This window comes from Haloarcula sp. CBA1127, from assembly GCF_001485575.1.
Classification (GTDB): domain Archaea; phylum Halobacteriota; class Halobacteria; order Halobacteriales; family Haloarculaceae; genus Haloarcula.
The window spans coordinates 290,536-315,183 of sequence record NZ_BCNB01000006.1 but is presented as its reverse complement, the minus strand read 5'-3'; the positions used below and the strand labels follow the sequence as shown (position 1 = coordinate 315,183).

18 protein-coding genes are annotated in these 24,648 nt (G+C 63.2%); 8 read left to right on the top strand and 10 right to left on the bottom strand.

Going from position 1 to position 24,648, the window contains the following annotated elements; genetic code table 11:
• The first annotated feature begins 4 nt into the window (after positions 1 to 4).
• Genes cobN through AV059_RS06210 form a run of 3 tightly spaced genes read left to right on the top strand, consistent with a single transcriptional unit; the run spans position 5 to position 5,415 of the window.
• On the top strand, positions 5 to 3,892 hold the full coding sequence (gene cobN / locus AV059_RS06220; RefSeq protein WP_058993119.1) for a cobaltochelatase subunit CobN: 3,888 nt from the start codon (positions 5 to 7) through the stop codon (positions 3,890 to 3,892).
• On the top strand, positions 3,882 to 4,661 hold the full coding sequence (locus tag AV059_RS06215; protein ID WP_058993117.1) for a precorrin-8X methylmutase: 780 nt from the start codon (positions 3,882 to 3,884) through the stop codon (positions 4,659 to 4,661). The genes cobN and AV059_RS06215 overlap by 11 nt, the downstream gene beginning before the upstream one ends.
• Positions 4,654 to 5,415: a cobalt-precorrin-7 (C(5))-methyltransferase gene (locus tag AV059_RS06210; RefSeq protein ID WP_058993115.1), complete on the top strand. Its 762-nt coding sequence runs from the start codon at positions 4,654 to 4,656 to the stop codon at positions 5,413 to 5,415. Before AV059_RS06215 ends, AV059_RS06210 begins: the two co-directional genes overlap by 8 nt.
• A gap of 133 nt (positions 5,416 to 5,548) precedes the next feature.
• Here the strand turns inward: AV059_RS06210 and AV059_RS06205 are convergent, their stop codons facing one another.
• The 3 genes from AV059_RS06205 to AV059_RS06195 all read right to left on the bottom strand — a co-directional run bounded on the left by AV059_RS06205 (position 5,549) and on the right by AV059_RS06195 (position 8,468).
• Positions 5,549 to 6,805, bottom strand: a complete 1,257-nt coding sequence (locus AV059_RS06205) for an acyl-CoA thioester hydrolase/BAAT C-terminal domain-containing protein (protein ID WP_195156627.1) — start codon at positions 6,803 to 6,805, stop codon at positions 5,549 to 5,551.
• A 345-nt stretch (positions 6,806 to 7,150) separates the two neighbouring features.
• Positions 7,151 to 7,618: a DUF2062 domain-containing protein gene (locus AV059_RS06200; protein ID WP_058993111.1), complete on the bottom strand. Its 468-nt coding sequence runs from the start codon at positions 7,616 to 7,618 to the stop codon at positions 7,151 to 7,153.
• A gap of 76 nt (positions 7,619 to 7,694) precedes the next feature.
• Positions 7,695 to 8,468: a CbiX/SirB N-terminal domain-containing protein gene (locus AV059_RS06195; RefSeq protein WP_058993109.1), complete on the bottom strand. Its 774-nt coding sequence runs from the start codon at positions 8,466 to 8,468 to the stop codon at positions 7,695 to 7,697.
• Positions 8,469 to 8,638: 170 nt separating this feature from the next.
• Here AV059_RS06195 and AV059_RS06190 point away from each other — a divergent pair, with 170 nt between their 5' ends.
• Together AV059_RS06190 and AV059_RS06185 are read left to right on the top strand one after the other, a co-directional pair.
• Positions 8,639 to 9,127 carry a cation:proton antiporter regulatory subunit gene (locus tag AV059_RS06190; protein ID WP_058993107.1) on the top strand — a complete coding sequence of 163 codons (489 nt, stop codon included), beginning with the start codon at positions 8,639 to 8,641 and terminating at the stop codon, positions 9,125 to 9,127.
• A gap of 34 nt (positions 9,128 to 9,161) precedes the next feature.
• The gene (locus AV059_RS06185; RefSeq protein ID WP_058993106.1) at positions 9,162 to 10,373 is read left to right on the top strand and encodes a cation:proton antiporter; all 1,212 of its coding nucleotides are present in this window, start codon (positions 9,162 to 9,164) and stop codon (positions 10,371 to 10,373) included.
• Positions 10,374 to 10,395: 22 nt separating this feature from the next.
• Here AV059_RS06185 and AV059_RS06180 read toward each other — a convergent pair whose 3' ends face one another.
• A complete protein-coding gene (locus AV059_RS06180) occupies positions 10,396 to 11,436 on the bottom strand; it encodes a zinc-binding dehydrogenase (RefSeq protein WP_058993104.1) in 1,041 nt (346 codons plus the stop codon).
• 478 nt (positions 11,437 to 11,914) lie between these two features.
• Here AV059_RS06180 and AV059_RS06175 point away from each other — a divergent pair, with 478 nt between their 5' ends.
• Entirely contained in the window at positions 11,915 to 12,109 is a 195-nt protein-coding gene (locus AV059_RS06175; protein WP_058993102.1) for a XapX domain-containing protein, read from the top strand.
• Between the two features lie 84 nt (positions 12,110 to 12,193).
• Here AV059_RS06175 and AV059_RS06170 read toward each other — a convergent pair whose 3' ends face one another.
• Positions 12,194 to 12,913 carry a hypothetical protein gene (locus tag AV059_RS06170; protein ID WP_058993100.1) on the bottom strand — a complete coding sequence of 240 codons (720 nt, stop codon included), beginning with the start codon at positions 12,911 to 12,913 and terminating at the stop codon, positions 12,194 to 12,196.
• 3 nt (positions 12,914 to 12,916) lie between these two features.
• Entirely contained in the window at positions 12,917 to 16,369 is a 3,453-nt protein-coding gene (locus AV059_RS06165; RefSeq protein WP_058993098.1) for a CehA/McbA family metallohydrolase, read from the bottom strand.
• 355 nt (positions 16,370 to 16,724) lie between these two features.
• Here AV059_RS06165 and AV059_RS06160 point away from each other — a divergent pair, with 355 nt between their 5' ends.
• Both AV059_RS06160 and AV059_RS06155 read left to right on the top strand, forming a co-directional pair.
• A complete protein-coding gene (locus tag AV059_RS06160) occupies positions 16,725 to 17,651 on the top strand; it encodes a nucleoside hydrolase (RefSeq protein WP_058993096.1) in 927 nt (308 codons plus the stop codon).
• Between the two features lie 268 nt (positions 17,652 to 17,919).
• Positions 17,920 to 19,608, top strand: a complete 1,689-nt coding sequence (locus AV059_RS06155) for a bifunctional UDP-sugar hydrolase/5'-nucleotidase (protein ID WP_058993094.1) — start codon at positions 17,920 to 17,922, stop codon at positions 19,606 to 19,608.
• Between the two features lie 174 nt (positions 19,609 to 19,782).
• Here AV059_RS06155 and AV059_RS06150 read toward each other — a convergent pair whose 3' ends face one another.
• From AV059_RS06150 to AV059_RS06135, 4 genes are all read right to left on the bottom strand, one after another.
• Positions 19,783 to 20,901, bottom strand: a complete 1,119-nt coding sequence (locus AV059_RS06150) for an iron transporter (protein WP_228841757.1) — start codon at positions 20,899 to 20,901, stop codon at positions 19,783 to 19,785.
• A gap of 136 nt (positions 20,902 to 21,037) precedes the next feature.
• Positions 21,038 to 22,345, bottom strand: a complete 1,308-nt coding sequence (locus tag AV059_RS06145; RefSeq protein ID WP_058993092.1) for a Tat pathway signal protein — start codon at positions 22,343 to 22,345, stop codon at positions 21,038 to 21,040.
• Between the two features lie 152 nt (positions 22,346 to 22,497).
• Positions 22,498 to 23,673: a mandelate racemase family protein gene (locus AV059_RS06140; RefSeq protein WP_058993090.1), complete on the bottom strand. Its 1,176-nt coding sequence runs from the start codon at positions 23,671 to 23,673 to the stop codon at positions 22,498 to 22,500.
• 102 nt (positions 23,674 to 23,775) lie between these two features.
• The gene (locus AV059_RS06135; RefSeq protein WP_058993089.1) at positions 23,776 to 24,636 is read right to left on the bottom strand and encodes an MBL fold metallo-hydrolase; all 861 of its coding nucleotides are present in this window, start codon (positions 24,634 to 24,636) and stop codon (positions 23,776 to 23,778) included.
• Positions 24,637 to 24,648: the final 12 nt, after the last annotated feature.

Sequence of the window (24,648 nt, the reverse complement as noted above, 5' to 3'; positions counted from 1 at the left end):
CGTTATGCCACAGCTAGGACTCTACACCGCGACGGAGAACGAACTCGGGGCTGTTCAACGGGCTGCGGGCGAGGTCGATGCGGACCTCGTCGTCCGCTCTGAGAGCGACCTCGACGACGAGCCAGCGGTCGAGGCGTTCGTCGACGAACTGACCGACGCCGACGCCGTCGTCCTCTGGCTCCACGGAGCCGAGGACAGCATGCCCGGCTATGACCTCGCCGTCGAGCGGTTGCGCGAGGCCGGCGTCCCGCTCGTGGTGAAAGCGACGGGCGACGCCTTCGCCTTCGAGGACACGTCGGTTCCTGACGAGCACCGCGACACCGTCTACGACTACCTCGACAAAGGCGGAGCAAGCAACGTCGCCAACTGCCTCCGCTATCTCGTGGCGCAGTACGGTGACGCTGACCCCTCGTACGACGACCCGGTGACACTCCCGACGGAGGGCGTCTACCACCCCGACCATCCGGGCGCGAGCATCGACGAACTGCGGGCGACGTTTGACCCGACGAAACCGACGGTTGCCGTCTGGTTCTACGAGTCCCACTGGACCCACGAGAACACCCGCTACGTCGACGCGCAGGTCCGGGCCATCGAGGCACAGGGGGCGAACGCCCTCCCGATATTCTGTGAACCGGCGACCGACGCCGAGGGCCAGTGGAACGCCGAACAGGTCACCGAGGAGTGGTTGCTGGATGACGATGGCAACCCGCTCGTCGATGCCGTCTGCTCGTCGTTCATGTTCTCGCTGTCGATGGACGAACGCGGCCGCAGCGCCGACGACGAGGGCCAGAGCGCACAGGACGTGTTCCTCGACAAACTCGGCGTCCCGGTCATCCAGACCGTGACGACGATGCGCTCGCGCTCGCGCTACGACAGCAGCGACACGGGCGTGATGGGCTTCGAACTCGCGCTCTCGGTCGCGCTGCCGGAGTTCGACGGCAACGTCATCACGCACCCCATCTCGGGCAAGGAGCGCACCGACGACGATGCCGGCATCGGCAGCGCACCGAAACAGCACTTCCCCATCGACGACCGCATCGACCACGTCGCGCGCCTCGCTGTCAACTGGGCCGAACTGCGCCACACCCCGAACGACGAGAAGCAGGTCGCCGTCGTCCTGCATAACTACCCACCCAGCGACGACGGTATCGGGACGGCGTTCGGACTGGATTCGCCCGAAAGCACGGTGAACCTACTTGAAGAACTGGACATTCGAGGGTACGACCTCGGTGATACGATGCCCGACAGCGGCCAGTCGCTGGTCGAACGCCTCACCGCACAGCTCACCCTCGACGACCGCTGGGTCGCGCCCGAGGACGTGCGCGAACTGAGCGTCGACACTGTCTCGCCGACTCAGTACGGCGAGTGGTTCGAGACGCTCGACGACGACTTCCGTGAGAACGTCGTCGAAGAGTGGGGCGACCCGCCCGAGCGCCCGTTCGCGATTCCTGGCGTGGAGTTCGGCAACGTCCTCGTGACGGTCCAGCCGCCGCGCGGGTTCGGCATGGACCCCTCGAAGGTGTACCACGACTCGGACCTCCAGCCGCCCCACGACTACGTCGCGTTCTACCGCTGGCTCCGCAACAGCTACGAGACGGACGCCGTCGTCCACCTCGGAACCCACGGCAGCTTAGAGTGGCTGCCCGGCAAGACCGTCGGGCTGGACGGTGAGAGCGCACCCGACCAGCTCATCGACGACATCCCGAACGTCTACCCGTACATCGTCAACAACCCCGGCGAGGGAACGCAGGCGAAGCGCCGGTCCTACGCCGCCATCGTCGACTACCTGACGCCGGTAATGGCCAATGCCGGGACCTACGACGACCTGGCTGACCTGGAGGAACTGGCCGACCGCTACCGCGAGGCTGGCATGGAGGACGCCCGGACCGACGACGGCGAACACCTCGCCGAGCAGATCCGCCAGACGGTGGACGAACTGGACCTCGCGGTCGAACTCGGCATCGCTGGTGAGATTGACGAGAAAGCCGACGTGCGCGGCCCGGACGAAGCCGGGTCGACGCTCGCTGAGGGGGACGTAGACGGTGAGGACCTTGACATCGACGAACTCGTCGAGCGCATCCACGAGTACCTCACCGACGTGAAGACGACCCAGATCCGGAAGGGGCTGCACACGATGGGCGAACCGCCGGCCGACGACCGGCTCATCGATTATCTGGTCGCCCTGACTCGGCTCGAAAACCCCGGCGCGCCGTCCCTGCGAGAGAGCGTCGCGGGCGTGCTCGGCGTCGACTACGACAAGCTCCGCAACGCCCCCGGCGAGTACGACGAAACGCTAGAGATGACCTACGCCGAGGCCGCCGACCACGTCCACGAGACCAGCAAAGACCTCGTCCGGACGCTGGCCGAGCACGACTTCGACGTGCCCGAGAGCGAACTTGAAGACAACACCTCGGAGGTGAATATGAACCTTCTCGTGGTCGACATCGAACCGCTCGGCGATGCCCGCGTGCGGTCTGGCGCACACGAGGACCTCCGCGAGGCGCTGGCCTACATCTGCGAGGAGGCGGCCCCGCGGGTGGCCGGCGCGGCCGACGAGATTCCCCGCACCGCCGACGCGCTGGCGGGCGAGTACGTCCCGCCTGGGGGCTCCGGCGCGCCGACCCGCGGCGGTGTCGATCTGCTTCCCACAGCCAGGAACTTCTACACGCTGGACCCGCGGAAGGTCCCGGCCAAGACGGCGTGGGACGTGGGCAGCGAGGTCGCTGACGGCGTACTGGAGCGCCACGAGACTGATGAGGGCGAATACCCCGAGGAGATCGGCGTCGTCGTCTGGGGCACGCCGACAGTTCGGACCCGCGGCGAGACAATTGCGCAGGTGCTCGCACTGATGGGCGTCGAACCGGTCTGGTCCGACGCCGGCCGCGTCGAGGACGTGGAACCGATTCCGCTGGACGAACTCGGACGCCCGCGAATCGACGTGACGACGCGCGTTTCCGGCCTGTTCCGTGATGCGTTCCCTGCGGCTGCAGGGGTCGTCCACGACGCCGTTGACGCCGTTGTCGACCTTGATGAACCCCACGAGATGAACTACGTGAAGAAACACGTCGAGGAGGAGACCGACGACCTCGTCGCCGACGGCATGGACGAGGGCGACGCCGAGAGCGCGGCGAAACACCGCGTCTTCACGACCCGACCCGGCGGCTACGGAGCCGGGACCAACAAGGCCGTCGACGAGGGCAACTGGGACGATCGCTCTGACCTCGCCGACGTGTACGTCCAGTGGGGCGGCTATGCGATGGGGTCGCGCGGCCGAGTGAGCGACGCTCACGACGCCTTCGAACGCCGCCTCTCCTCCGTCGACGCGACGGTCAAAATCGAGGACACCGCCGAGCAAGATGAGTTCGACTCCTCGGACTGGTATGCCTTCCATGGCGGCTTCATCTCCGCAGTCACGGAGATCGCCGGCGAAGAACCGAACTCCTACGTCGGGGACTCCTCGGACCCGGACAATGTCGACGTGTACACCAACGAGGAGAAAGTCCGGAAGGCGATGCGCGCCCGCGTGCTCAACCCCGCGTGGCTCGATTCGATGGAGGAACACGGCTACAAGGGCGCTGGCGACCTCTCGACGACGGTCGACGTGGTGCTCGGCTGGGACGCCACGACCGACGTGGTCAGCGACACCCTCTGGGAGGACGTGGCCGAGCGCTACGCTTTCGACGCCGACCGGCAGGACTGGCTCCGGGACGTGAACCCTTGGGCGCTGGACTCGATCACTGACACGCTACTCGAAGCTATCGACCGCGGGCTCTGGGACGCTGACGATGACACCCGGGACCGCCTGCGGGACCTGAATCTGGAAGTCGATGGTGACCTCGAAGCACGCAACAGCGGAGCGGAACGACCGGAGGTGTCCTCAGATGACGACTGATGGCGCGACGCCGGAGGCGTCGCGAGACGGAGGCGGTGAAACCGCCGACGCAGATGATGCGACAGACGGTGACGCGAACAGCGACGATGACTTTGAGGAGTACGCCGACCTCGGTGCGACCACCTCGAACGCAATGGACATCGCGGAGACGTCGATGGACCGCGTGCGCGAACTCGTCCCGGACGAGACGCTGGCCGACCGGATTCGCCAGAAGTCCGTCCATGCGACCGGCGACCCCGAGTTCCAGCACCTCGTTCGTTTCACCGGGGCGGACGACGACGAGCCGGTGCGGACCGGCGCGCAGGCGGTGCTGGACGAACAGCCTATCGTCACCGATATCACGATGGTCAAGGCCGGCATCACCGGCCGCGGCCACGACTGTCCAGTCAAGAAGGCCATCGGCAACGGCGCGGAACTAGCCGCCGAAACCGGGATGACCCGCACGGCCGCGTCGGTCCTCGAACTCGACAAACAGGGCGTCTACGACGGAGCCATCGCCGTCGTCGGGAACGCGCCGACCGCCGCGCTCGCACTCGCGGACTGCATCGAGGACGGCACGCGCCCGGCAGTGGTCGTTGCCACGCCTGTCGGCTTCGTCAAGGCGGCCGAGAGCCGGGAACGGCTCCGCGAGGTCGCCGCCGAGCACGGTGTCCCGACTATCACGAACGTCGGCCGCCGCGGCGGGAGCGGGCTGGCAGCCGGGCTGACGAACGAACTGGTGCATGTCGCCAGCGACGTGCGCGAGGGCGAGGTCTCTTTCGATGACTGAGGACGACTACGACCTCGACTCTGGCCCGGACCCGGCCGATATTGCGGCGAGAGCGCCCGAGGACCCTGACGCGGACGGGCCGGTCCATGCTGTCGGCATTGGCCCGGGGAACACTGACTTCCTGACGCCGCGCGGTGAGCAGGCGATCCGCGAGGCCGATGTCGTCGTCGGCTTCGAGACGGTGGTCGATTTCGTCGCCGACCGGACCGACGCGGACCTGCTGACCTGTGGCTATCGGGACGAACTCGACACCCTGGACGCTTTCGCCGAGCGCGTGGCCGACGGCGAGCGCGGGACCGCGGTCGCAATGGGCGACCCGAACCACTCTGGGTACCAGTTCGTGGGGAAGGTCCAGCGTGCCGTCGACCGCCCGGTTCGTATCGTGCCGGGCATCTCCTCGCTCCAGATCGCTGCCAGTCGGGCACGGACGCCGATGGAGGACACGACGTTTGTCACGCTACACAAGAGTGGCGACCTCTCGTCAGATCTCGCCCGGCTTCGAAGCGACGTGGGCGACCGACACCTGCTCGTGTTGCCGCGCCCGTTCGACCTGATGCCCGAGGACATCGCGGCCGAACTGTTGGATGCCGGCGGCGACCCCGAGCTACCGGCGCTGGTCTACGAGCGGCTCACCCATGACAACGAGGCTCGGACCGCAACGACGCTCGGCGACCTTGCGCAAGATGCTGGCGGCGACAGCAAGGACGACACGCGGTTCTCGGATCTTTCGGTGTTTGTCGTGCGACGGGAGTGAGATCTGCAGTTTTTGCCGCTCGTCTCCAGGACCGTCAACAGTGAGTCGAGGTTTTCGGAGTGGAATCTGTGTGTCCTGTAGCCATCATATGTGAGCGGTCAAGCGCTGTTGGGACGGACGAAAAGTGGCTACCCTACCCCTCGGTTTTTAACCCACGTTCGAGGTAGTCGAGGCCCGTCGACCAGTGTTTCGCGTTCGCTTCGGCATTCCCGGCTGGCGTTCCACCGTAGACCCAGTTGCCGTACTTCATCGATTGTGTGGTGGGTTTATGTGGCGGTCCGATCGCATGACCCGCATTTTCGAAGGCGAGGTGCTCGTATGGGAAGGACACGTCGCTGTCCTCCAGTCGGCGTATCGCACGTCCACTCAGCGCGGAGGACTGCCAGAGCTGGTCGTCTTTCCCGGACACTAACAGGAGCGGCGCGTCCGTCTGTTCGACCGCAATCGTAGCGTCCCTGATTGCTTCCTCGGACGCTTGGTCGACAGCAGCCTCGTAGAACTTTCGAATGACGACCCCAGACTCGTCACTCGTTGCTGTCTCGGTGGCTCTATCGGGTGCGGGGATGTACGGCACTGGTTCTCCATCGACGCTCCATGTCGATGTCTTGAAGTTTTCACCGACCATCACGAGGCTGCTCGGAGCGAGGGCGACGACTGCACCAACCCAGTCGAACCGCGCGCCCAGCAACAGTGCGGCTTCACCGCCTTTCGAGGTTCCCCACACGCCGACCGGTCCGTCGACGACGTTATGGCGCTGGCGAAGAACCGTGGCAGCGGTATCGAAATACTCCAGTGGAACCCCGGAATACGTCTCTGTCGGCGTGATATCGTCAGTCCCGTACCACTGGAGCGCCAGGGTTACGTAGCCGTGTGAGGCGAGCAGCCGGGCCCAGTTTCGCAATGGCATCCCGCCGCTCCCGTGCAGCACCAGCACGCCCGGGTACGGTCCATCGCCAGCTGGTTCGTAGAGGAATCCCTTGCTGTCCGACGTGATACTCGACTCCGTTACCCCCTCGGCTTGCATCCGTCGCTGTAGCTTGTGGACCGTCTCTGTTGTGTCTGTCTCTGCGGTAATACGAACGGTCTTCTCGGCGCTGTCCCATCCCGTCCGGAACTCGCCGTCGGAGCCGTCGGGTTGCATCGACCAGCACCACCCCATCGGATCGACTCCATCGTAGTTCGCATCTTTTGGGGCCTGTTTGGATAGATCGACCACACCCTGCCCGTTGGCTTCGACCAGCATTTCGGAGGACCATTCGATTCCTTCTCCATCCTCCATCGTCGCGCGGACTGTCACCTCGCTCCCGGGCTCGGCACCGGTCACCCTGATCGACACCGATTCGTCTCGCAAATACTCGCCCGGGGCGTCGATGGAAAGGGGTGACTCCACTCCCTGTGACGTCGATATGGCTGTCTGCTCGGGTTCGGTGCCAGATGGTGAGTCGCTACTGGATCCGAAGCTACAACCCGCTATTCCTGCTGTTCCAATGCTGAGTGCCGTCAGAACCTGCCGTCGGCTCAATTCGACGTCCTGCATCGTTCGCCCGGCGTATTATCAGTATGAATATGAAAAAGTGGCGATACTATATCCCCGAATGCGGCCCTACCCTTCCAGATAAGGGTTACATATGTCGTAGTTTCGACAGGAACCTCCCAGTAAGCGGCTGTCACGTTCGCCGGCCATCGCTGCCGCTGGCAACCACTTCACTTACCGTCGCATTCGTACCAGGCTAGTTCAACTGACCGCGGCCGATCCGGCCTGCCGTCGCCTGTACTCGTTGATCAACCGGAACGCGAGCACGTACCCGACGGCGGCGAACACGACGGCCAGAATGACGTTCCCTGTCCACAGTCGGACCAGCACGTCGCTCCCCGTTGAGACAGAGACGCCGTCAAACGACAGGCCGGGTACCGGCCCCAGAATCTGGTTGCCGAGCCAGAAGCTCGACGCGTACACGCCCCACTTGACCGGCGGATTGAGTATCAGGACAGACGCAAACAGCGCGACCTTGCTGAGCTGTTTGAACAGGTACGCGAGGACGAGGAAGGCGAGAAAGCCGGTGCCAAGCGTCGGCAGTGCGGTGAGGAACACGCCGACGCTGAAGCTCACCGCAACCTCTCGCGGTGAGTGGTCTTCTATCAACGCAGCCACTAGCTTCTCTTTGACCTGGTCCCGCGTCTGCGCTACTCGTCGGCGAAGCATCTACGTGCCAGAACGTACCGTGGGTACAAATCGCTTCCTCTCGTCCGGTGCCCCTGGTCCTGTCGCTGCGACAGTCCTAATCGCCCTCGCCGTCGGTTGCCATCGGCCGGTTTGTCGCGGCCAGCGTCGCCTCGAAGGTCTGTGGTGTGCTCGTGTCGGCCATCGTCCGCGCCGTCTCGACGGCGGTCGCGACGGCCTCAGTGACGAGCGGGTGGTCACCTAGCGTGTCAGTGTAGGCGAGCCCGCCCCTATCGAGGTCGAGTTTGGTGGGGATCTGCGACTCGGTCGCGTCGGTTGGCGCAAGAAAGAGCGGCACGGCGACGGCGTGGTCGTGGGCGAGGTTGTACCTGACACATTCGACGGCGGGGTTCTGAAGCAGATAGCACGGTTCGACCTCGCCGAAGGCCGAGCGCTCGCGCAGGCGCTCGGCGTGGTACTCCGTCACCTGGCGCTGATACGGCTTGCCGCTGGAGCCGAAGGCGACGAGCGCGACAGAGGAATCGGGGGCCTCTGGGACTGCAGCGGCGGCACGGTCACGGATCGCTTCGGTCAGTAGCGGGCTGCGACCGACTGGTTCACAGTAGTGCGTTTCGGCGTCAATTTCGTCGAGTGCCGCCGGCACGTCAGTCACCGTGGTGTGGTCGTGCGCGACGGTCATTGGCAGCGCGAACACGCGGTCGGCATCGATGGCTACCAGTTCGTCGCGTAACTCCCGACGGGGTTCGTGGTCGTAGGTCAGCACCGTCACGTCGGTGGCTACGCCGCGCTCGCGCAGCCGGCGAGCGTGTGTCTCGTAGGGCGTAGCGCGTGACGTGTCCCGACCGATGAGCAGGAGTGTGTCGTGTGGCATTGGTAGCTCCCAACGCTAAAACAAGTTGAGTTGTTTTAGCGAAAGTTGGCTTGCCTGAACGTTGGCAGGAACCCACTAATACCTTTGGGTCCCGCTTATCGGGTGCCGGCGACCCGCTAACTGGGGTCCGGGCACAGAGGCTTATACGCAGTCGAACGCAATCCCGGCTTATGGACGTAACCGAGAGTGACCTGCCCGGCGTCGGAAAGAAACACGAGGTAAACATCGGCGGTGGACAGCAACTGGTCGTCGTGACCCACAACACGGGCACTCGCGAACTGTACCTGAAAGAGAGCGCGGACGCCGACTCCGAGAAGCTCATCGAACTCTCGGACCGGATGGCCCGGCTGGTCGGCACGATACTCGAAGGCGCGTACTTCCAGCCGGTCGAATCCAGCCACGTCGAGACGATGCTGTCGGAAGGGACGCTGCTTGAGTGGTACGCGGTCGAGGCGGACTCGCCATTGGTCGGTGAGACGCTGGCCGGTGCTAACGTCGGGCAGCGGACCGGCGTCACCGTTGTCGCGCTACAGCGCGGCGACGATGTCATTCCCGGCCCCACGTCGACCGTCGAAATCGAGGCCGGTGACACTGTTGTCGTTATCGGCGAACGCGACAACTGCGAGTCGTTCGAGAAGCTCTTAGCTGGAGACCTGTAGATGGCCAGAACCGAGTCGACGGGGGGCTACCGCTGTGGCTGACCTGCTCGGCATCGGTGTGTTGTTCGCCGCCGTTGCAGCCGCTACGCTCGTCGCGGTGTGGCTGAACAAGTCGGTGATACCGTTATACATTATCACTGGGATGGTGCTGTCGCCGTCTGTCGCGGGGCAGTTCGCCGTCGCCGGCTACGACCTCCCGGTCGTCGAGTCCTCGGAGTTCGTCGAACTCGGCGCGGAGCTTGGTATCGTCTTCCTGCTGTTTTTCCTTGGTCTGGAGTTCAATCTGGACCGGCTGCTGGACAGCTGGGAGCGCATCACCAGAGCGGGAACTATCGACCTCGGCATCAACTTCGGTGTCGGGCTCGGGCTCGGGTTCGCGCTGTTTCGGGACCCGCTTGCGGCCTTTCTGGTCGCCGGCATCGTCTACATCTCCTCGTCAGCTATCATCACGAAGTCGCTTATCGACCTCGGCTGGATCGCCAACGACGAGGCCAACCCAATGCTCGGGACGCTCGTGTTCGAGGACCTGTTCATCGCGGTGTATCTCACAATCGCCGCCGCGCTCGTCACCGGTGGGTCCGACCTCGGGGCCGCCGCGACCTCCGTCGGCGTCGCGCTCTCATTCATCGTCGCGCTCCTGCTGCTGGCCCGTTACGGGACGCCATGGTTCGAACGCGCTTTACAGACGACCTCGAACGAGTTTACTGTGGTGCGAGCCGTCGGCATCACGGTTTTCGTCTCCGGACTTGCCCTCGCCATCGGCGTTAGCGAGGCCGTCGCCGCGTTCTTTGTCGGGATGGCATTCGCCCCGACCACTCACACGCACAAGCTAGAACGACTGCTGGAGCCCCTCCGCGACACGTTTGCGGCGGTGTTTTTCTTCTGGATCGGCGTCGAGACCGACCCGCGACTGTTCGCCGGCGTCGCGGGGCTCGTCGTCGCCGCTATCGTCGTCACGACGCCGACGAAAATCTTGTCGGGCTATCTGAGTGGCCGTGCGTACGCCCTCACCTCGCGCCGGTCAATGCGTGTCGGCCTTGGGATGGTCACTCGTGGTGAGTTCTCCCTGATTATCGCCGCCGTTGCCCTGACCGGAGCAGGCACGTCACTGTCGACCGAGTTGGCCAACGCCGTCTACTCGTTTCCCGTCGCATACGTCCTTCTCATGAGTATTCTCGGCACAATGCTGATGCAGTACTCAGCCTCCTTCGAGGCGTTCGCGACGGCTCGGTTCGGAGCGGAGTAACGACAAAAACGAGAGGGCGGATCTACAGTTCGCTGTCGGGAACGACCACGACCTTCCCGAAGCCCTCGCGGTCCTCGATTATCTCGTGTGCCCGGGCGATTTCGCTCATCGGCAGCGTCTCGCGGACTCGCGGCTCCATCTCCCCTTGCCAGACCAGATCCAGCACTTCGTCAGCCTGCCCCGGGGTGGCCATCGTCGAGCCGATGACCTGCAACTGGTTCCAGAAGATGCGGTTGATGTCCGTCTCCGGGTTGCCGCCGGTCGTCGCCCCACAGGTGACGACTCGACCACCCTTAACAAGACTCTTGAGCGAGTCCTGCCAGGTCTGTGCGCCGATGTGGTCGACGACCATGTCGACGCCGCGGCCGTCAGTCAGGTCCCGGATCTCGCCCGCGAAGTCCGTCTCCTCGTAGTTGATTGTGTGGTCCGCGCCCAGTTCTTCGGCGTAGTCGAGCTTCTCCTGACTGCTGGCGGTCGCGAACACCTCAGCGCCGGCGTGGTCGGCGATCTGGACGGCGGCGTGGCCAACGCCCCCGGAGGCACCGAGGACAAGGACGGACTCGCCCGCCTTCAGGTCGCCGCGGTCGCGCAGCATCCGCCAGGCGGTCTGGAACACCAGCGGCGATGCGGCGGCTGTCTCCCAGTCGACGCCCTCGGGGACTGGTGTGAGATTCTCCGCCGGCACGGCGGCGTACTCGCTGTGGACGCCCCGGACGTGTTCCCCAATGATGTGGAAGTCCGGCGCGAGTGTCTGGTCACCCTTGCGACTGAACTCGTCGCCGCCGCCGCTCTTGCCGGCGAGGACGGCCACCCGGTCGCCTGGTTCGAACCGCGACACGCCGTCGCCGACCTCGTCGACAACACCCGCGGCGTCACTGCCCGGAATATGTGGCATCTCGAGGTCGATACCGGGGAGCCCGCGCCGCGTCCAGATATCGAGGTGGTTCAGCGCGGCCGCCTTCACGTCGATGACCACCTCATCGCGGCCCGGTTCGGGGTCGGGAAACTCGCCATACTCGAGTACATCACGGTCGCCGTGACTGTCGAACTGAACGGCTTGCATCGTTATCACTTCCCGTGGCTTGGTTATAAACGCCAGCCTCCCGGAGGCTATTCTGGTTGTCGGAGCCAGTGTTCGGTTCACCAGCGCCGCTCAATTTGTCCTTATAGGTCCCGTCCTATCGTTATATATGTACTATATAAACACAAAATACGAATTTGTTATCTACCTAGTCGGGTTCAATCCTTATCTATCGTATATCTCTCCATAATAGCCCGAGATTCTGTGAGGCTTTTGGGGTAAAAAACACAAAAATATCTAATTCAGATGTCTGACCGTACTTCTCGGCTTTGCAGCACCGTCCAGTCTTGGTGTGTGCTACTATTCACCACTGCTGGCCCGATGAGGAGCATACTTACCGCTCGAACCCGTTCTCTACGCCACCAATGACACACACTTCAAACACACCCACTGGTCGCTCTCGGGCCGTTCCGACACGCGACTGCGTGGGTCCTCGCTGTGGGACAGTGGTGACCGACCGATGAATCTCTCACTTGTTATCATCGCGACGATGACTGGCGTCGCAACCGGCGTCGTGTTCGGACTGCTGGATGTTCCCATTCCGGCCCCGCCGAACCTCGCCGGTGTCATGGGTATCCTCGGAATCCTCGTCGGCTATCGCCTCATCGAGTACTTCGACGTTGGCGTCAGCCTGCTGTCGCTGCTGAAGGTCTGAGCAACGACACGGCTCTTTTCGAACCGAATCGTCTCACATTTTGCGCCCAGAACGGCGACGACGGCAGTGACTACACTACCGCCGTCAGTGGTCTGCGTGCTCGGTCCCGTTGTGGTGTTGGTGAGTGCTTTCGTTCCCGCTGTGGTCGGCTTCCCCGTGGTCGTGATCGCGAGTGCGGCGGCCGTGGTACGTGTCGAGTGTCCGTTCGAGCAGCGCGGTCCGCGTTTCGTGGCCCTCGGCGACCGGTTCGACCCACCGCGATTCGGTTCGCCAGTAGCCCATCACGTCGCCGGATGGCTCGATTACCTCCGCATCGAGGCCATCGACTCCCCAGTCGTCCGTGTACGCCTGAATGAACGAGACGACGACCGTCTCGATGCCGGCCGCGAGTTCGTGGCCGCGCGTGCTCTTCGTGACGTAGGTCAGCCTGATGCGGCTGTCTTCGACGGCGAGGGAATCGATATCGACGAACCACTTCCGCAGATTGGACTCGAACGCGGCGAGTTCGGTGTCGGCAGCGATATCGGTTTCGTCGTCGCTACCGTCGTGGCTGTGTCCATCGCCGTGGTCGTGACCGCCGTCTGTGTGCGTGTGGCCGTGCGCCTCGTCGTGGTGTGCCCCATCGCCTGCCTGTGCGGGCGTTTCACTTGCAGCGGATGTCGCTGCCGAGCCGCCAGCTCCGGTGTCGTCCGGCTGGCCGTCCTGTGTACCGCCGAGGCTGCTACACCCGGCGCTGGTCACCGCAGCCAGCGCGAGGGTTCCGAGGAACCCACGCCGACTCCGTCGCTGGCTGGTGTCCCGCATGGCTCAGCTCCCTCGCCGCGTTGCGAGCAGCACTGCACCGATGAGTGCAAGCAGCGTGACGACAGCGGTGAACCCGGGGCCGGACGCGGCGGTCGTCTCTGACTCCGCGGTTGCAGTGTCATCGGCCATCGTTGCCGCCGACTCGTCCTCGGTGTCTGGCGTGGCGGTCGCCGTGGCACCGCCGGACTCGCCGTTGCCGTCCGTTCCGGATTCGGCGCCCTGCTCGGCCGAAATCCAGACCGGGCTGGTCAGTGCTCGGTCGCCGTCTTCGTCGACGACGCGGAAGGCGACCCAGGCGTTCCCGTCGATGTCAACGTCGGTGCTCATGGTGTCGTTCGTGCCGTCGAGCGTGACGTTCGAAACGGTCGTGCCGTTCCGAATGACCTCAGCGTAGGCCAGTTCGTCGAGGTTCCGGACCGTTGCGGACGCCTCCACGGATGACCCGGCGGTCGTGTTCACGGTCTCGCCAGGCATCCTGTCCTCGACGGTGAACTCAACGGCCGGACCGTACGTCGCGTACGTGTGCCCGTCTTTCACTGACTGGGCCCACTTGTCGGGCGTGACGGTCCCTTCGACGTATGCTCGGGTGCGAGCGCTCCCGTATTTCGCCGGGAAGCACTGCGAACAGTGGTCGTCGCTGACCCCGGTCGCGGTGATGTCGTAGCCGTTGTTCCAGAGAGTGAACAGCCCCTGCACGCTGGCAGCGTCGGACTCGCCGTACGGGCCGTTGTACGCCTCGATGGCGTCGACCATCGGGAGGTACTCCTCGTGCTGTCCGGGCGCGCTGTCGAGGCTGACGAAGCGGTCACCCGGATGGTTGATCTGGAACACCGTCGCGTTGTGTCGGCTGCGGGACTCCTCGATAAACTCCACAAGGGTCCCGTCGGAATCAATCATCTCCTCGCCGTGCAGCGGATAGGGGTTGAAGTGCCCGAGGTCGCCCGTGGTGATCTCCTCACTCCGGACGAACATGATGTCGCGCTCTTGGGCCTGTGACTGCATCGACCCCCAGCCGCCGATGGCGTTGTGGTCGGAGATGAACACTGCGTCAACGCCCGCAGATTTCTGGATGGCGACGAAGTTGTCGATGGGCGTCTTGCCGTCGAAGCTGACGCTGCTGTGGGCGTGGGGGTCGATGCCGACCCAGTCGCGTTCGCTGGGGTCCAGTTCCTCGGTGAACGTCGCGTTGACGCTGACCGATTCGCCGGGCGTCACCGAGATGTTCTTCTCGACCGGCTCGGCGATGTAGCCCGTCCCGTGGTTGAACACCAAGGTGTAGTTACCGGGCGGAAGCTGGAACGAGGCCGTGCCGGCCGGCGTCGTTCGGGTGTAGACGGTCTGGACCGCAGTGCCGCCGTCGAGCACCGTAATCCGGGCATCGGCGGGACTGACCTCGCCCTCGTCGTCTATCGTTGCGGTGACGTTGACGGGGGCCGGCCCCTCCAGGGAGTCGAAGTCTGCGGTCGCTGTCTCGCCGCTCCTGATGGTGACGGACTTGGGCTCTGATGCCGCGAATCCGCTGGCATCGGCCGTCAGCGTGTACTCGCCGGCAGGGAGTTCGAGTTCGTACGTTCCGGTCTCCGATCCGACGGTGTAGGTGAACGCACGGTCGCCCTTCGAGGCGGTGACCGTGGCCTGTGAGACGGACTCGTTATCCGTGCTTTCGATGCTGCCGGTCACCGTTCCCGTCTCGGTTCCCTGCTGCTTGTTGTAGTACTCGCTGGTTCCGCTACTTGCGCCGTCCTCGCCGACGAAGAGAGCGAACTCCGCTGACCGCGTTTCGCCGGAATCGAGGCGGTGTTCGAGCCACGGGTCAATCCAGGTCGTGGAACCCGTGTACGAGGTAAAGGAGCCGTTCCCGCCCCAGACGCCGTAGCTCACGCGGTCACCGGTGAGCGCGGCCCAGGGCTGGTCGAGTGTGTCGGCACTCACTGGTGGCGAGCGCGTCTCTTCGATTGTTCCCGAGCCAGGGAGCCAGGTCGACTGCCCCTCGGAACTCAGTGCGGCCCCGCTCTGGAGGCGCTCGGAATCGTTGACCGGGAGGCGCTGGTCGCCCTCGTTCTGCATCGTGGTGTTGATCCAGATATGGCTGGAGTTAGCCGGTAGCGTGTACGTCGTCGTGACGGACACGTTCGGGTTCGTACTGACGTGACCAGTCGCGGTGACGACTGCTGCGCCGTTCGGACCGGTTGCGTTCTGGCGCTCGAAGGACTCGTAGTCCGGCCACGTCCCGAAGTTGTTGAACGCGAACTCGGCGACGCCGATCTGGTCGGTCGTCAGCCCGTACGCGTTGGCGTCGTAGATACCGCCCGGCAGCGTGCCGAAGGGGCCGTTCGTCTCGGTGCCGATGGCGGCGGCGACTTCGCTGTTTTTCAGGACGATCGTCTCGTTCGCCGGCGTCTCGCCGCCCTTGATTCGCTCGCCGGTGACGGCGACCGGCTTCTCCGGTCGTTCGACGTGGCCCGACGAGGCCAGCCACTTCACCGTCCGGAAGAGGAACGGCCGTGTATCGGTCTGCTGGTGTTCGGCCTGCCACTCGTCCGTGAGATACGTCGTGACCGACTTCTGGCTGCCGAAGGCGACGACGCGGCCGTTGTCACCGATGTCCCACGTCGCGGCCGCACCGACGATGCGCTCGCCACGAGGGTACTCTTTCTCTGTCGTGGAGTAGGTGTACTCGTAGGTATCACTGTCACCGTACAGCAACGGGGCCTGCGTCCCGTTTTCGGTATCGGTCACGTTGAGACTGACGCCGTCGTACTCCACGGTGTCGACGTTGTTCATTATGGGATGCTGGCCCGTGTTGTGGAGCACAACTCGCCACTCGTAGTCTTCGACTGTCTTGTTGGTCGGGTCCTGAATGTTCCGGAGCCACTTGTCGCTCTCGCCGTTGAAGTGGAGCCCGTACGGGTCGGTAATGTCGTTGAGCTTGCCGGCGTGGCCCTGCAGTGGTGAGGTCCACTCCCCGACGACGAACAGGCTGCCGCCGTTTCTGACGTATTCGTCGATCGCCTCCTGTTCGGCCTCGCTATAGGCCGTCTGGGGGACGGGAATGATGACTACGTCGTAGTCCGACAGCCCGTTCGCGGCCGAACTGTTCCACGAAGTTAGCCCGCCTGACGTCGACCGTTTCGTGTCGACGTCGTATCCGCGTTCGCTGAGTCGGTTTGCGAACTTCGTGAACGTCGAGCCCTGATGACTCCCGTCGATCAACACGTCGACCCCGGCACCGCTGTTGTTGAGATCGACTGAATTATCAGGAACTGGACAACTACTGTCAAGCTGACAGGTCGCCCCACCGGCTGCGGCCGTCTGTGTTGCTGTCTGGCTATTCGCCGTTACCAACTCGTTTTGCTCGCCCGGTGCAGCAGCGGCGCTTCCGAGGAAGCCGGTGCTGACAACCGACAAAACGAGTAGTACGCTGAGTAGTACTGGCCGTATGTGATTTCTGTCCATCACTTCCTATACAGTATTGTGACTATATAGTTAAAATTTATGATAGACGCACTGTTTCCGGATACTGACTGTTCTCCGTAACGAATGATCGACTTCGTCTCGGCTCTGCGAACCGTAGCCCGGACTTCGACTCTGGGACGAACCTACTCTTAGCTGTCCTCTGGTATCACACCGCTTGGCCAGTATAAGGCGGCGTTGACTGACACACCTGATCTGTCGGCCACACATTCCGACACACCGATTGTGGTAGCGACGACAGCCCAACAGATTCCCACAGGTCTGTCTACAGCGGGGCTGCCGTGTCACGACTGGGACGTACCAGCTTTTAAGACCCGATGGGCGGAATTTCGGAGGTATGGCACGCAAAGTCTTCTTTGATACGGACCCCGGTTGCGACGACGCGGTCATGCTGGCGATGGCGCTCGGTCACGATGCAATCGATGTTGTCGGTCTTTCGACTGTCTGTGGGAACACGACTATCGAGAACACGACGCGAAACGCCCACGCGATACTGGATATCGGGGGCTACGACGTTCCGGTATCCCGTGGCTGTGGCCGCCCGCTCGTCGACGAACTCACGACCGCAGAGTGGATTCACGGTGAGAACGGACTCCGCGGCGATATCCCCGACACCGACGGCGATACACGGGACATCCACGGAGCCGACGCAATCATCGAAGCCGCCCACGAGTACGGGGACGAACTGACGATCGCGGCCGTCGGTCCGCTTCCGAACCTGGCGATCGCACTGGCAAAGGAGCCCCGGTTACCCGACCTTGTCGAGGATATCTATCTCATGGGTGGGGCGGCGATGACGACAGGGAACGTCACACCGATGGCCGAGGCCAACTTCCACAACGACCCTTCGGCGGCCAGCCGCGTCCTGCAGGACGCTAACACCCGGATGGTTGGCTTGGATGTGACCAACCGCGCCACCGTCTCTCCCGAGTTCATCGAGGAGTTCCGCACGGCCGGTGGCGTTCGCGGGACCATCGCCGAATGGCTCGACTACCGGCCCGACTCCGGAACCTACCCACTGGCCGACGCGCCGGCCATCCACGATGCCGCTGTCGTCGCTGACCTCATCGATGACTCGGTGCTCACCTTCGAGGAGTACTACCTCGAGGTAGACACGACCGGCGGCCCCTGCCACGGGGCCGTCATCTGTGACGAGCACGGCACGACCGACAACGAGCCAAACAGCCGTGTCGCTGTCGACATTGACGTGGACCGTTATCGGGATGTCCTTGAAACGGGGCTTCAGGCCTACGCGACACAGTAACAGTTGCTTCTGTGTCGGTTTTGCTGGTATAAATTCCTCTTAGAGCGATATGAAACTACATCGGAACCAGACCACAGAAACACAGACGACTGAACCGTTGCATCACGCGTGTCCGACCCCTCTTGTGCCATTGCCGACTGGGTGAAATATGGCACAACTTCTGTGGCTCATTTTGCGCCAGAGTCCCGCACCAGCGTCTGTGTCGATCGATTGTCGGACGCTTATCGAGATCGACCCCGGCAAACATTTTATATAAAAGTTCAGTCTAATGGGTACTGTGGCACGAAGCAACAAAGATGACGTAGAAACCCCTTCAGCGGACCGAACAGAGAACGATACGGAGAACAGACCAGTCGACCGGCGGAAGTTCCTCTCGGCTACTGCTGCACTCGGCGCTGTGGGCCTCGCTGGTTGTTCTTCTAGTACCGAGGACGGGACTGAGCAGACCGACGAAGCATCTACGGACGCTCAGGAGACCGCGACTTCAGCTGGAACTGCCGAGACCGAATCTGAACCTGCAACGGGCGAGGTGACGCTCGTCCACGACACCCACGTCCACGGCAGTTACGGCGACCTCGAAGAGGCGGCGAACATCGCCACCTACTTCGATCTGATGAACCAGATTGCGGACAATAACGAACACGCGATAAAGGTTGGATCCGGGGACGATCTGGCCACCTCCATTCTCTCCGCACAGTTCGACGGGAAACACATTGTCGACGCGTTCAACGAGGGTGGGCTGGAGTTCGACACGTTCGGAAACCACGACTTTGACAGAGGGCCGGACGTTTTGCGGGACCGTATTATCGACAGCGAGTTCCAGTGGGTAAGCGCGAACGCCCGCAACACACAGACTGGCGACGTGTTCGGTGCTGAACAGGGAGCGAGCCAGTACGAACTCGTCGAGGCCGGCGACGTGACGGTCGGTATCACGGGCATAATCAACGTCGAAGCACCGACGATCACGACCATGGGCGAGACCACGGATGTCCCGGGCCTTGAGGATCCCGTCGACGAGGTCGTGACCGAAATGCGGGCCGACGGCGCCGATCTCGTCGTCGTACTGTCCCACGTGGCGAGCCCGGTCGCCGTCGAACTCGCGAAGTCTGTCGACGGGATCGACGCCATCGTCGGCGACCACGCCGCGAAGTTCTCTGAGGACCCGCAAGTCGTGAACGACACGGTACTTTCGTTCGTCGGGGACGAGTACGAGTACCTCGGCGAGCTGACGCTCACCGTCGAAGATGGGGAGCGTACCGACCACAGCCTGACGGTGTACGACACCGCTGCTGCGGTCGAGGAGGACCGTGTCGAACCGCACCCAGACGTGCTCGAAGTCGCCCAGAACTACGAAAGCCAGCTCAGTGACGAACTCGACGTCGTCATCGGGGAGACAACCGTTCCGCTCGATGCCCGCGAGGACACTGTCCGTTCCGAGGAATCGAACTTCGGGAATTACATCGCCGATGCGCTCCGCAGCCACGGCGACGCGGACGTCGCAATCCAGAACGGTGGCGGCATCCGGACTGACGAACTCTACCCCGAAGGGGACATCACGAGACGGATGGTATACAGCGTTCTCCCGTTCGGAAACAACCAAGTGACCATCGAGGTTACCGGTGACACGCTGGTCGAGGCGCTGGAACTCAGTTCGACTGGCGGGGGCGGGTTCTTGCAAGTGAGCGGCATGCGGTACACCTACGACCCGGACAAATCGAAGGGCGACCGCGTCACTGAGGTAACGGTCGGCGGCGAGCCACTCGACACCGAAGCAACCTACACCGTCGCAACAAACGGCTTCACCGCCACCGGCGGCGACGGCTACACGATGTTCCAGGATGCTCCACGCATTATCGACGCGAACGAGGGCGAACTGCTGTCGGTCATCGTCGAGGACGCAATCAAGGAAGACGGGACGATTTCGCCGTCAGTCGAAGGCCGCATCACGACAGCGTAACAGACAGATATGGACTCACTCGGGCCAACCGGTACTGTCTCGGCGCTAGCAGACGCTTTTCTGGTCTGACGCTCCGTCTCGGCGTTTCATCTCGCTCGTAGCTGGCGGGACACGGCCAAGCCACACCTCACGTGAGACATATTGTCTCTTCGCTGTATCTCTGAACGGCCCTGACTACTGCTCTCCAAGTGTGAGCGTCATGTCGTCAAACTCCAGAAACGCAGTCTGGTAGCCGCGATGTCGCGCGATCTGCGGCGGGGCTCCGACCTCTAGCGTCACCTCGTCACCCATCGCGATAGCAGGGAACGGGGCACCGTAATGGTATCCCAGTTCGGGGTGAATGGCTGCCTTCAGTGGCTCGCGGACCTCCTCACCGGCGTTGGCCACAGTTGCTCGGAGACCCATGAACGGGAGTGGATACTGGTTGTACGGCGTTCGAGCGGACACGGCGAGATACGGGCCAGAGCTGTCGATTCCCGCCGGGGCCCTGCGCAGAACCTGGACCACAAATTTCGCGGCCCCACCCTCGACGATACCGCCGTGTTCGCCTGGTAGCGCCCTCACCTCCGGCAGCGATCCGTTGGGTTTCATGTTCGTTTCCATCGGTTCGAGCGCCCCCGCTTGTCCCGCCTCATCGACGAACCGCTCGCGAATGTTGTTCGTGATGTCGGTTCTGAACAGCAGGTCGAACTCGGCGTCCACCGAGTCGGTGAATCGCCCGCGATACTCGCCTAACTGCCGCGCCGAAACCGGGTCAAACGAGAGTTGTACCGTGTACTCACCCTCCTCCGGAAACGCGACGTTGTCCCCGAAGTGGGGGCCCATCTGCTGGGACAGCATCGGCCACAGCGACTTCTCGGCCACACTGTCGCCGCTCGCGGCGTCTCGAACCTCGACTGGCGGGCTACCTAGCGGGATACGTTGGTTATACTCCGGATCCCACACGGTTGCCATCAGGTGCAGTCCCTGTCCATCGTTGATCCGTACGTAACTCTTCTCCTGGCCAGTCAGTACCCAGAAGTCGTGAAGTAGTGTATAAGACATTGCCATCATATACGGTCCTACCTCCGTCATACCGACCATCCGCATCCCGTCCTGATGTGCCGGGATGTGTACCAATGGGCGTTCCTGCGCAGTAGCTGTCGGGAGTTCATTCTCCCGCCCCGCTTTGGTTCCCTCGGGCGTTGCTTCGGTCCCGCCAGGTGCAGCCCCGGATGGAGTCTCAGTCTCGCTTGCGGCGTCGTCCCCCGTTGCACAGCCGGCGACACTCATCCCAAGTGCTACCCCGCTCATAGCGATAAAGTCACGGCGCGTAGGGTCTCTCCCGGGCCACATGGTCTGTATAGTGATTAGTCTCTCGGAAAGAATATAAAACCTTGTCAGGGACACACTATCGCCGTCGTTCGGGAGGGCTGTGGGTCCAGTCGGGTCACGACGGACGGGGGAACGAGCGCTTTGATCGGGGCGGGAGCAAGTAGTTCCCGCGTCGAACTGTGGTAATGTACTGCAGTATCCCGTTGTTGTTTTTCGTGCCGACGCCGCCGACATTCGCAACATCGGTTCCGTTCATGGCGGTCCGGGTCTGAATAAAGTCCGCGATGCTCTCCTGGAGACTGAGGAAGTGGACACCGGTTCGGCCATCGTCTACCGTCGCGAAGTCGCGTCGGAGGAGCCGTGGCTCGCCGTCTTCGTCTCGCGCACGTGCGAGCTTCTGTGCGTGCCCGACCACGCCTTCCTCAAATGCGTCGTCACTGACTCGGTCACCGACGCCAGTCTCCGCTACGAGCGACGAATCACCGAGGTTGTCGCCGACACCCTCGACCAGATCTTCCGCCGCGTGCGTCGCCGAGAACATCTTTGCGACGCGCTGTTCCCGGGAATCTTGGTTGTACCACTGGTCCAGCTCCGTGCGTAGCAGTGAGAGGTGTTGCGTGGTGCCGCCCGCGAACGGCCCCTCCGCGATCGTTACGCTGTCTTCTGTCGCCTGATTCTCTACAAACCCCGATTTGAAACCCATGAACAGCGGTGCATCTTCGGGGACCGCTCCGTCCGGAACGCCATCCACGTCGTCGTGTTCCGCCGGGAGCCCCGGACCAATAAATCCCGTCCGCCGGTCGACCAACTCGACTATCCCGTCTATGGTTTCGGTGACTTCGCTCCCGTTTGCCGTTTCTAACTCACCGAATAGCGCTTGCTTGGCCTCAAGCACCGCCGAAGCACGGTCGCTTGCCAGATGAATGAGGATATCTGGGGTATCGAACGACGGGTCCTCGAAAGGGGCCAGTGCCGCTGGCTGTGGCAGGTCAACCGACTCCGGAAGCGGCTCGTCATATCGGTCGAAGTATGCTGGAGAGTAGCCGACAGTAAACAGAAGTCCGTCAGACGCCCACCGATACGTCTCCTCTAGCTCGCGAAACGCGTTTGCAGCCTGCTTCCGGTCCCCGTCGTCGACCGGTCCATCGCCAACGTAGTCGGCCAGTAGCAACACGTGGTGCCGAGCGAGCACTGGGTTCCCGTGCTCGTCGGTTCGAGAGAACTCGTCCCATGCGTGCTGTCGATTCGGCAGTTCAGCCGCTGGTTCGGTGCCATCTGGCCGGTCGGTGTCGCGGTCAGCCTCTTCCGTCTCCGTTGGCTGGTTCTCTAGGTTGAGGCAGGCTGCGAGCCCTGCCGACCCTCCGACGGCGACAGCTGCGCGGAGCGCTTCCCGGCGGGTCAGGGTCCTGTCTCCGTCTGTCATCAATTACTACCCGTTCGGACGAGTCCGGCATAAGTATTGGCCTGCGATCAAATAGGACGACATTTGGCGGCCTGTCCCCGCGAACGACGAGACGACTCGCTACTGAGGCGGTCAAAACGGCCCGGGTGCGCTTACCGGGAGAAACAGTGCCGTTATTCGTAGACGTGGAGGCTCCCGGTGGTGTTGTCCTCGATGTAGTCCCAGTCGTACTCCACGCCCAGGCCGGGGCCGTCGGGGACACCGACCGTCCCGTCGTCGTCGACGGCGTCCATCAGGTCGGAGTAGCCGCCCTCGTACACCGGCGGCTGGGTGTTCTGGCAGTCCGGGTGGACCAGCGCCATCTCGTAGTAGTTCGAGTTGCGGCAGGCGGCGATGCAGTGGCGCTGGGCGGGACCGGGCGCGTGGAACTCCACGTCGAGCCCGAACGCCTCGGCCATGCGGGCCACCTTGATCGCGCCGGTGATGCCTGCGTCGTACTCGGGGTCGGCCCGGAGGAAGTCAGTCGCCTCGCTGGCTGCGAAGTCGGACTTGATTTCCAGTCCGCGGATGTGTTCGGTCTGGAGAATCGGCGTGTCGAGTTTCTGTGCCAGTTTCTTGTGGGCGTGCTGTGAGATACCGCCGTCGCGGAACGGGTCCTCGTACCAGAAGAAGCCCTGTTCGTCGAGCGCCCGGCCAAGTTCCAGTGCGTCGGCAAACGTCTCCAGTTCGCAGGCGGGGTCGTGCATCAGGTCCATCTCGTCGCCGACCGCTTCGCCGACGGCGTGGACCGCTTCGACTTCGCGATCGAGGCTTCGAGAGTCGTCGCCGCCGCCCCAGCCGTGAATCTTGAAGCCGCCGAAGCCTTCGTCGCGGCACTCCTCGGCAAAGTCGGCGAAGGCTTCGGGTGAGTCCAGCCCGCCCGCGTCGTCCCCGTGGTACGTCGACGCGTAGGTGGGAATACGCTCGCGGTAGGTCCCCAGCAGCTCGTGGATCGGCGCGTCGTAGTACTTGCCGGCGAAGTCCCACAGCGCGATGTCGATTGGGCCGATACCCATCCGGTCGTACTTCCGGAGCGCGCGCTTGCATTCGGACCAGTGTTTCTCGCGTTTCAGCGGGTCCTTGCCGATGAGGTACTTCGCGATGATGTTGTACTGGGCGGCTGCCGGCGAGTTGCCGCCGACGTACTCGCCCGTAATGCCCTCGTCAGTATGGATCTGTACGCCGAATAGTTTCCGCGTGGTTGTCTCGCCCGGCGCATAGACCAGATTGAAGCCGTGTTTGTCGGTCCCCACGTCTTCGAGGGGGTACTCGAACTCTCGGCTTTCGATCTTCGTTATTGTTGGCGACATTTGCCGGACATACTGTGGTGGGGGTATTAAAGCTACCCCGCGACAAATACGCCGTCTTTGTTTGAGCGGCCGACACAGCAGCGACCGGAACCACGGTCTCAATCACTCCAGCGCGTCAAGACGACGAATCCCGGGCTCGCCCAGCCGAACCGAACAGCCGATATACAGCGGTTCGATGACGCGGGGGTAGTCGAACGACACCGCGTGCTCGTGGAGGACCTTCGGGTCGCCGGCTTCGCCCTGCCACATATCGTGATGCGAGGGGAGCAACCGGGATAGCTGGAGCTGATTTGCGGCTTCGATGATCTCGTTTTCGTCCATGTACCACTTCGTTCTGACACCGCGGTCCGGCTCGGGCTCGTAGATAGAGCCGACGGTGCCAAACGCCAGCGCCCCCACGTCGATGTCGAACCGCTCGCCGACGTCGGAAAACGCCTCGGCAGGCCGGCTATCGCCGGCGTGGAAGAACGTCCCGGCGTCGTGCTCGATGACGTACCCCACCGGTTCGATGGCGTCGGGGTCGTTGGTGCCAGTAACGTGCACGGTGAAATCACCGACAGCGAACTCGTCACCGACGGCGATTTCGTTGCGCTGCTCGTCGGGCACCCGCAGCTCACCGTCGTAGTCCGGAGAGTCATACGATGCCGACGGCGCATACAGGTCCGCGCCGAGATCCTCGACCAGTGGGCCGTACGACGGCGGATGCATATGGTCGATGTGTTCGTGTGTGACGAGTGTGGCATCGCACTGGGTTGCGTCGGCGGGGTCCATCGGCACCGGAATCATCCGGATGAGGTTTGGCGGGTCGCCAGTCCCGAAGTAGGGGTCGATGTACAGCGTCGTCGACTGCGAGCGGAGTACGAACCCGTTACAGCCGAGATACCAGATCACGACGCCGTCACCGGGGTCTGTCGCCTCTATCTCGTCGCGGACGAACCAGTCGTCCCACGTTGACTGAACCATGCGCTGAACTAC

Excerpts from the sequence above, each read along its gene's own strand:
- AV059_RS06165 (WP_058993098.1), bottom strand. The coding sequence starts at position 16,369 with ATGGACAGAAATCACATACGGCCAGTACTACTCAGCGTACTACTCGTT.
- AV059_RS06155 (WP_058993094.1), top strand. The coding sequence starts at position 17,920 with ATGGGTACTGTGGCACGAAGCAACAAAGATGACGTAGAAACCCCTTCA.
- AV059_RS06200 (WP_058993111.1), bottom strand. The coding sequence starts at position 7,618 with ATGCTTCGCCGACGAGTAGCGCAGACGCGGGACCAGGTCAAAGAGAAG.
- AV059_RS06135 (WP_058993089.1), bottom strand. The coding sequence starts at position 24,636 with ATGGTTCAGTCAACGTGGGACGACTGGTTCGTCCGCGACGAGATAGAG.
- AV059_RS06215 (WP_058993117.1), top strand. The coding sequence starts at position 3,882 with ATGACGACTGATGGCGCGACGCCGGAGGCGTCGCGAGACGGAGGCGGT.
- AV059_RS06170 (WP_058993100.1), bottom strand. The coding sequence starts at position 12,913 with ATGCGGGACACCAGCCAGCGACGGAGTCGGCGTGGGTTCCTCGGAACC.
- AV059_RS06160 (WP_058993096.1), top strand. The coding sequence starts at position 16,725 with ATGGCACGCAAAGTCTTCTTTGATACGGACCCCGGTTGCGACGACGCG.
- AV059_RS06140 (WP_058993090.1), bottom strand. The coding sequence starts at position 23,673 with ATGTCGCCAACAATAACGAAGATCGAAAGCCGAGAGTTCGAGTACCCC.
- AV059_RS06190 (WP_058993107.1), top strand. The coding sequence starts at position 8,639 with ATGGACGTAACCGAGAGTGACCTGCCCGGCGTCGGAAAGAAACACGAG.
- AV059_RS06150 (WP_228841757.1), bottom strand. The coding sequence starts at position 20,901 with ATGAGCGGGGTAGCACTTGGGATGAGTGTCGCCGGCTGTGCAACGGGG.
- AV059_RS06175 (WP_058993102.1), top strand. The coding sequence starts at position 11,915 with ATGAATCTCTCACTTGTTATCATCGCGACGATGACTGGCGTCGCAACC.
- AV059_RS06180 (WP_058993104.1), bottom strand. The coding sequence starts at position 11,436 with ATGCAAGCCGTTCAGTTCGACAGTCACGGCGACCGTGATGTACTCGAG.
- cobN (WP_058993119.1), top strand. The coding sequence starts at position 5 with ATGCCACAGCTAGGACTCTACACCGCGACGGAGAACGAACTCGGGGCT.
- AV059_RS06145 (WP_058993092.1), bottom strand. The coding sequence starts at position 22,345 with ATGACAGACGGAGACAGGACCCTGACCCGCCGGGAAGCGCTCCGCGCA.
- AV059_RS06210 (WP_058993115.1), top strand. The coding sequence starts at position 4,654 with ATGACTGAGGACGACTACGACCTCGACTCTGGCCCGGACCCGGCCGAT.
- AV059_RS06195 (WP_058993109.1), bottom strand. The coding sequence starts at position 8,468 with ATGCCACACGACACACTCCTGCTCATCGGTCGGGACACGTCACGCGCT.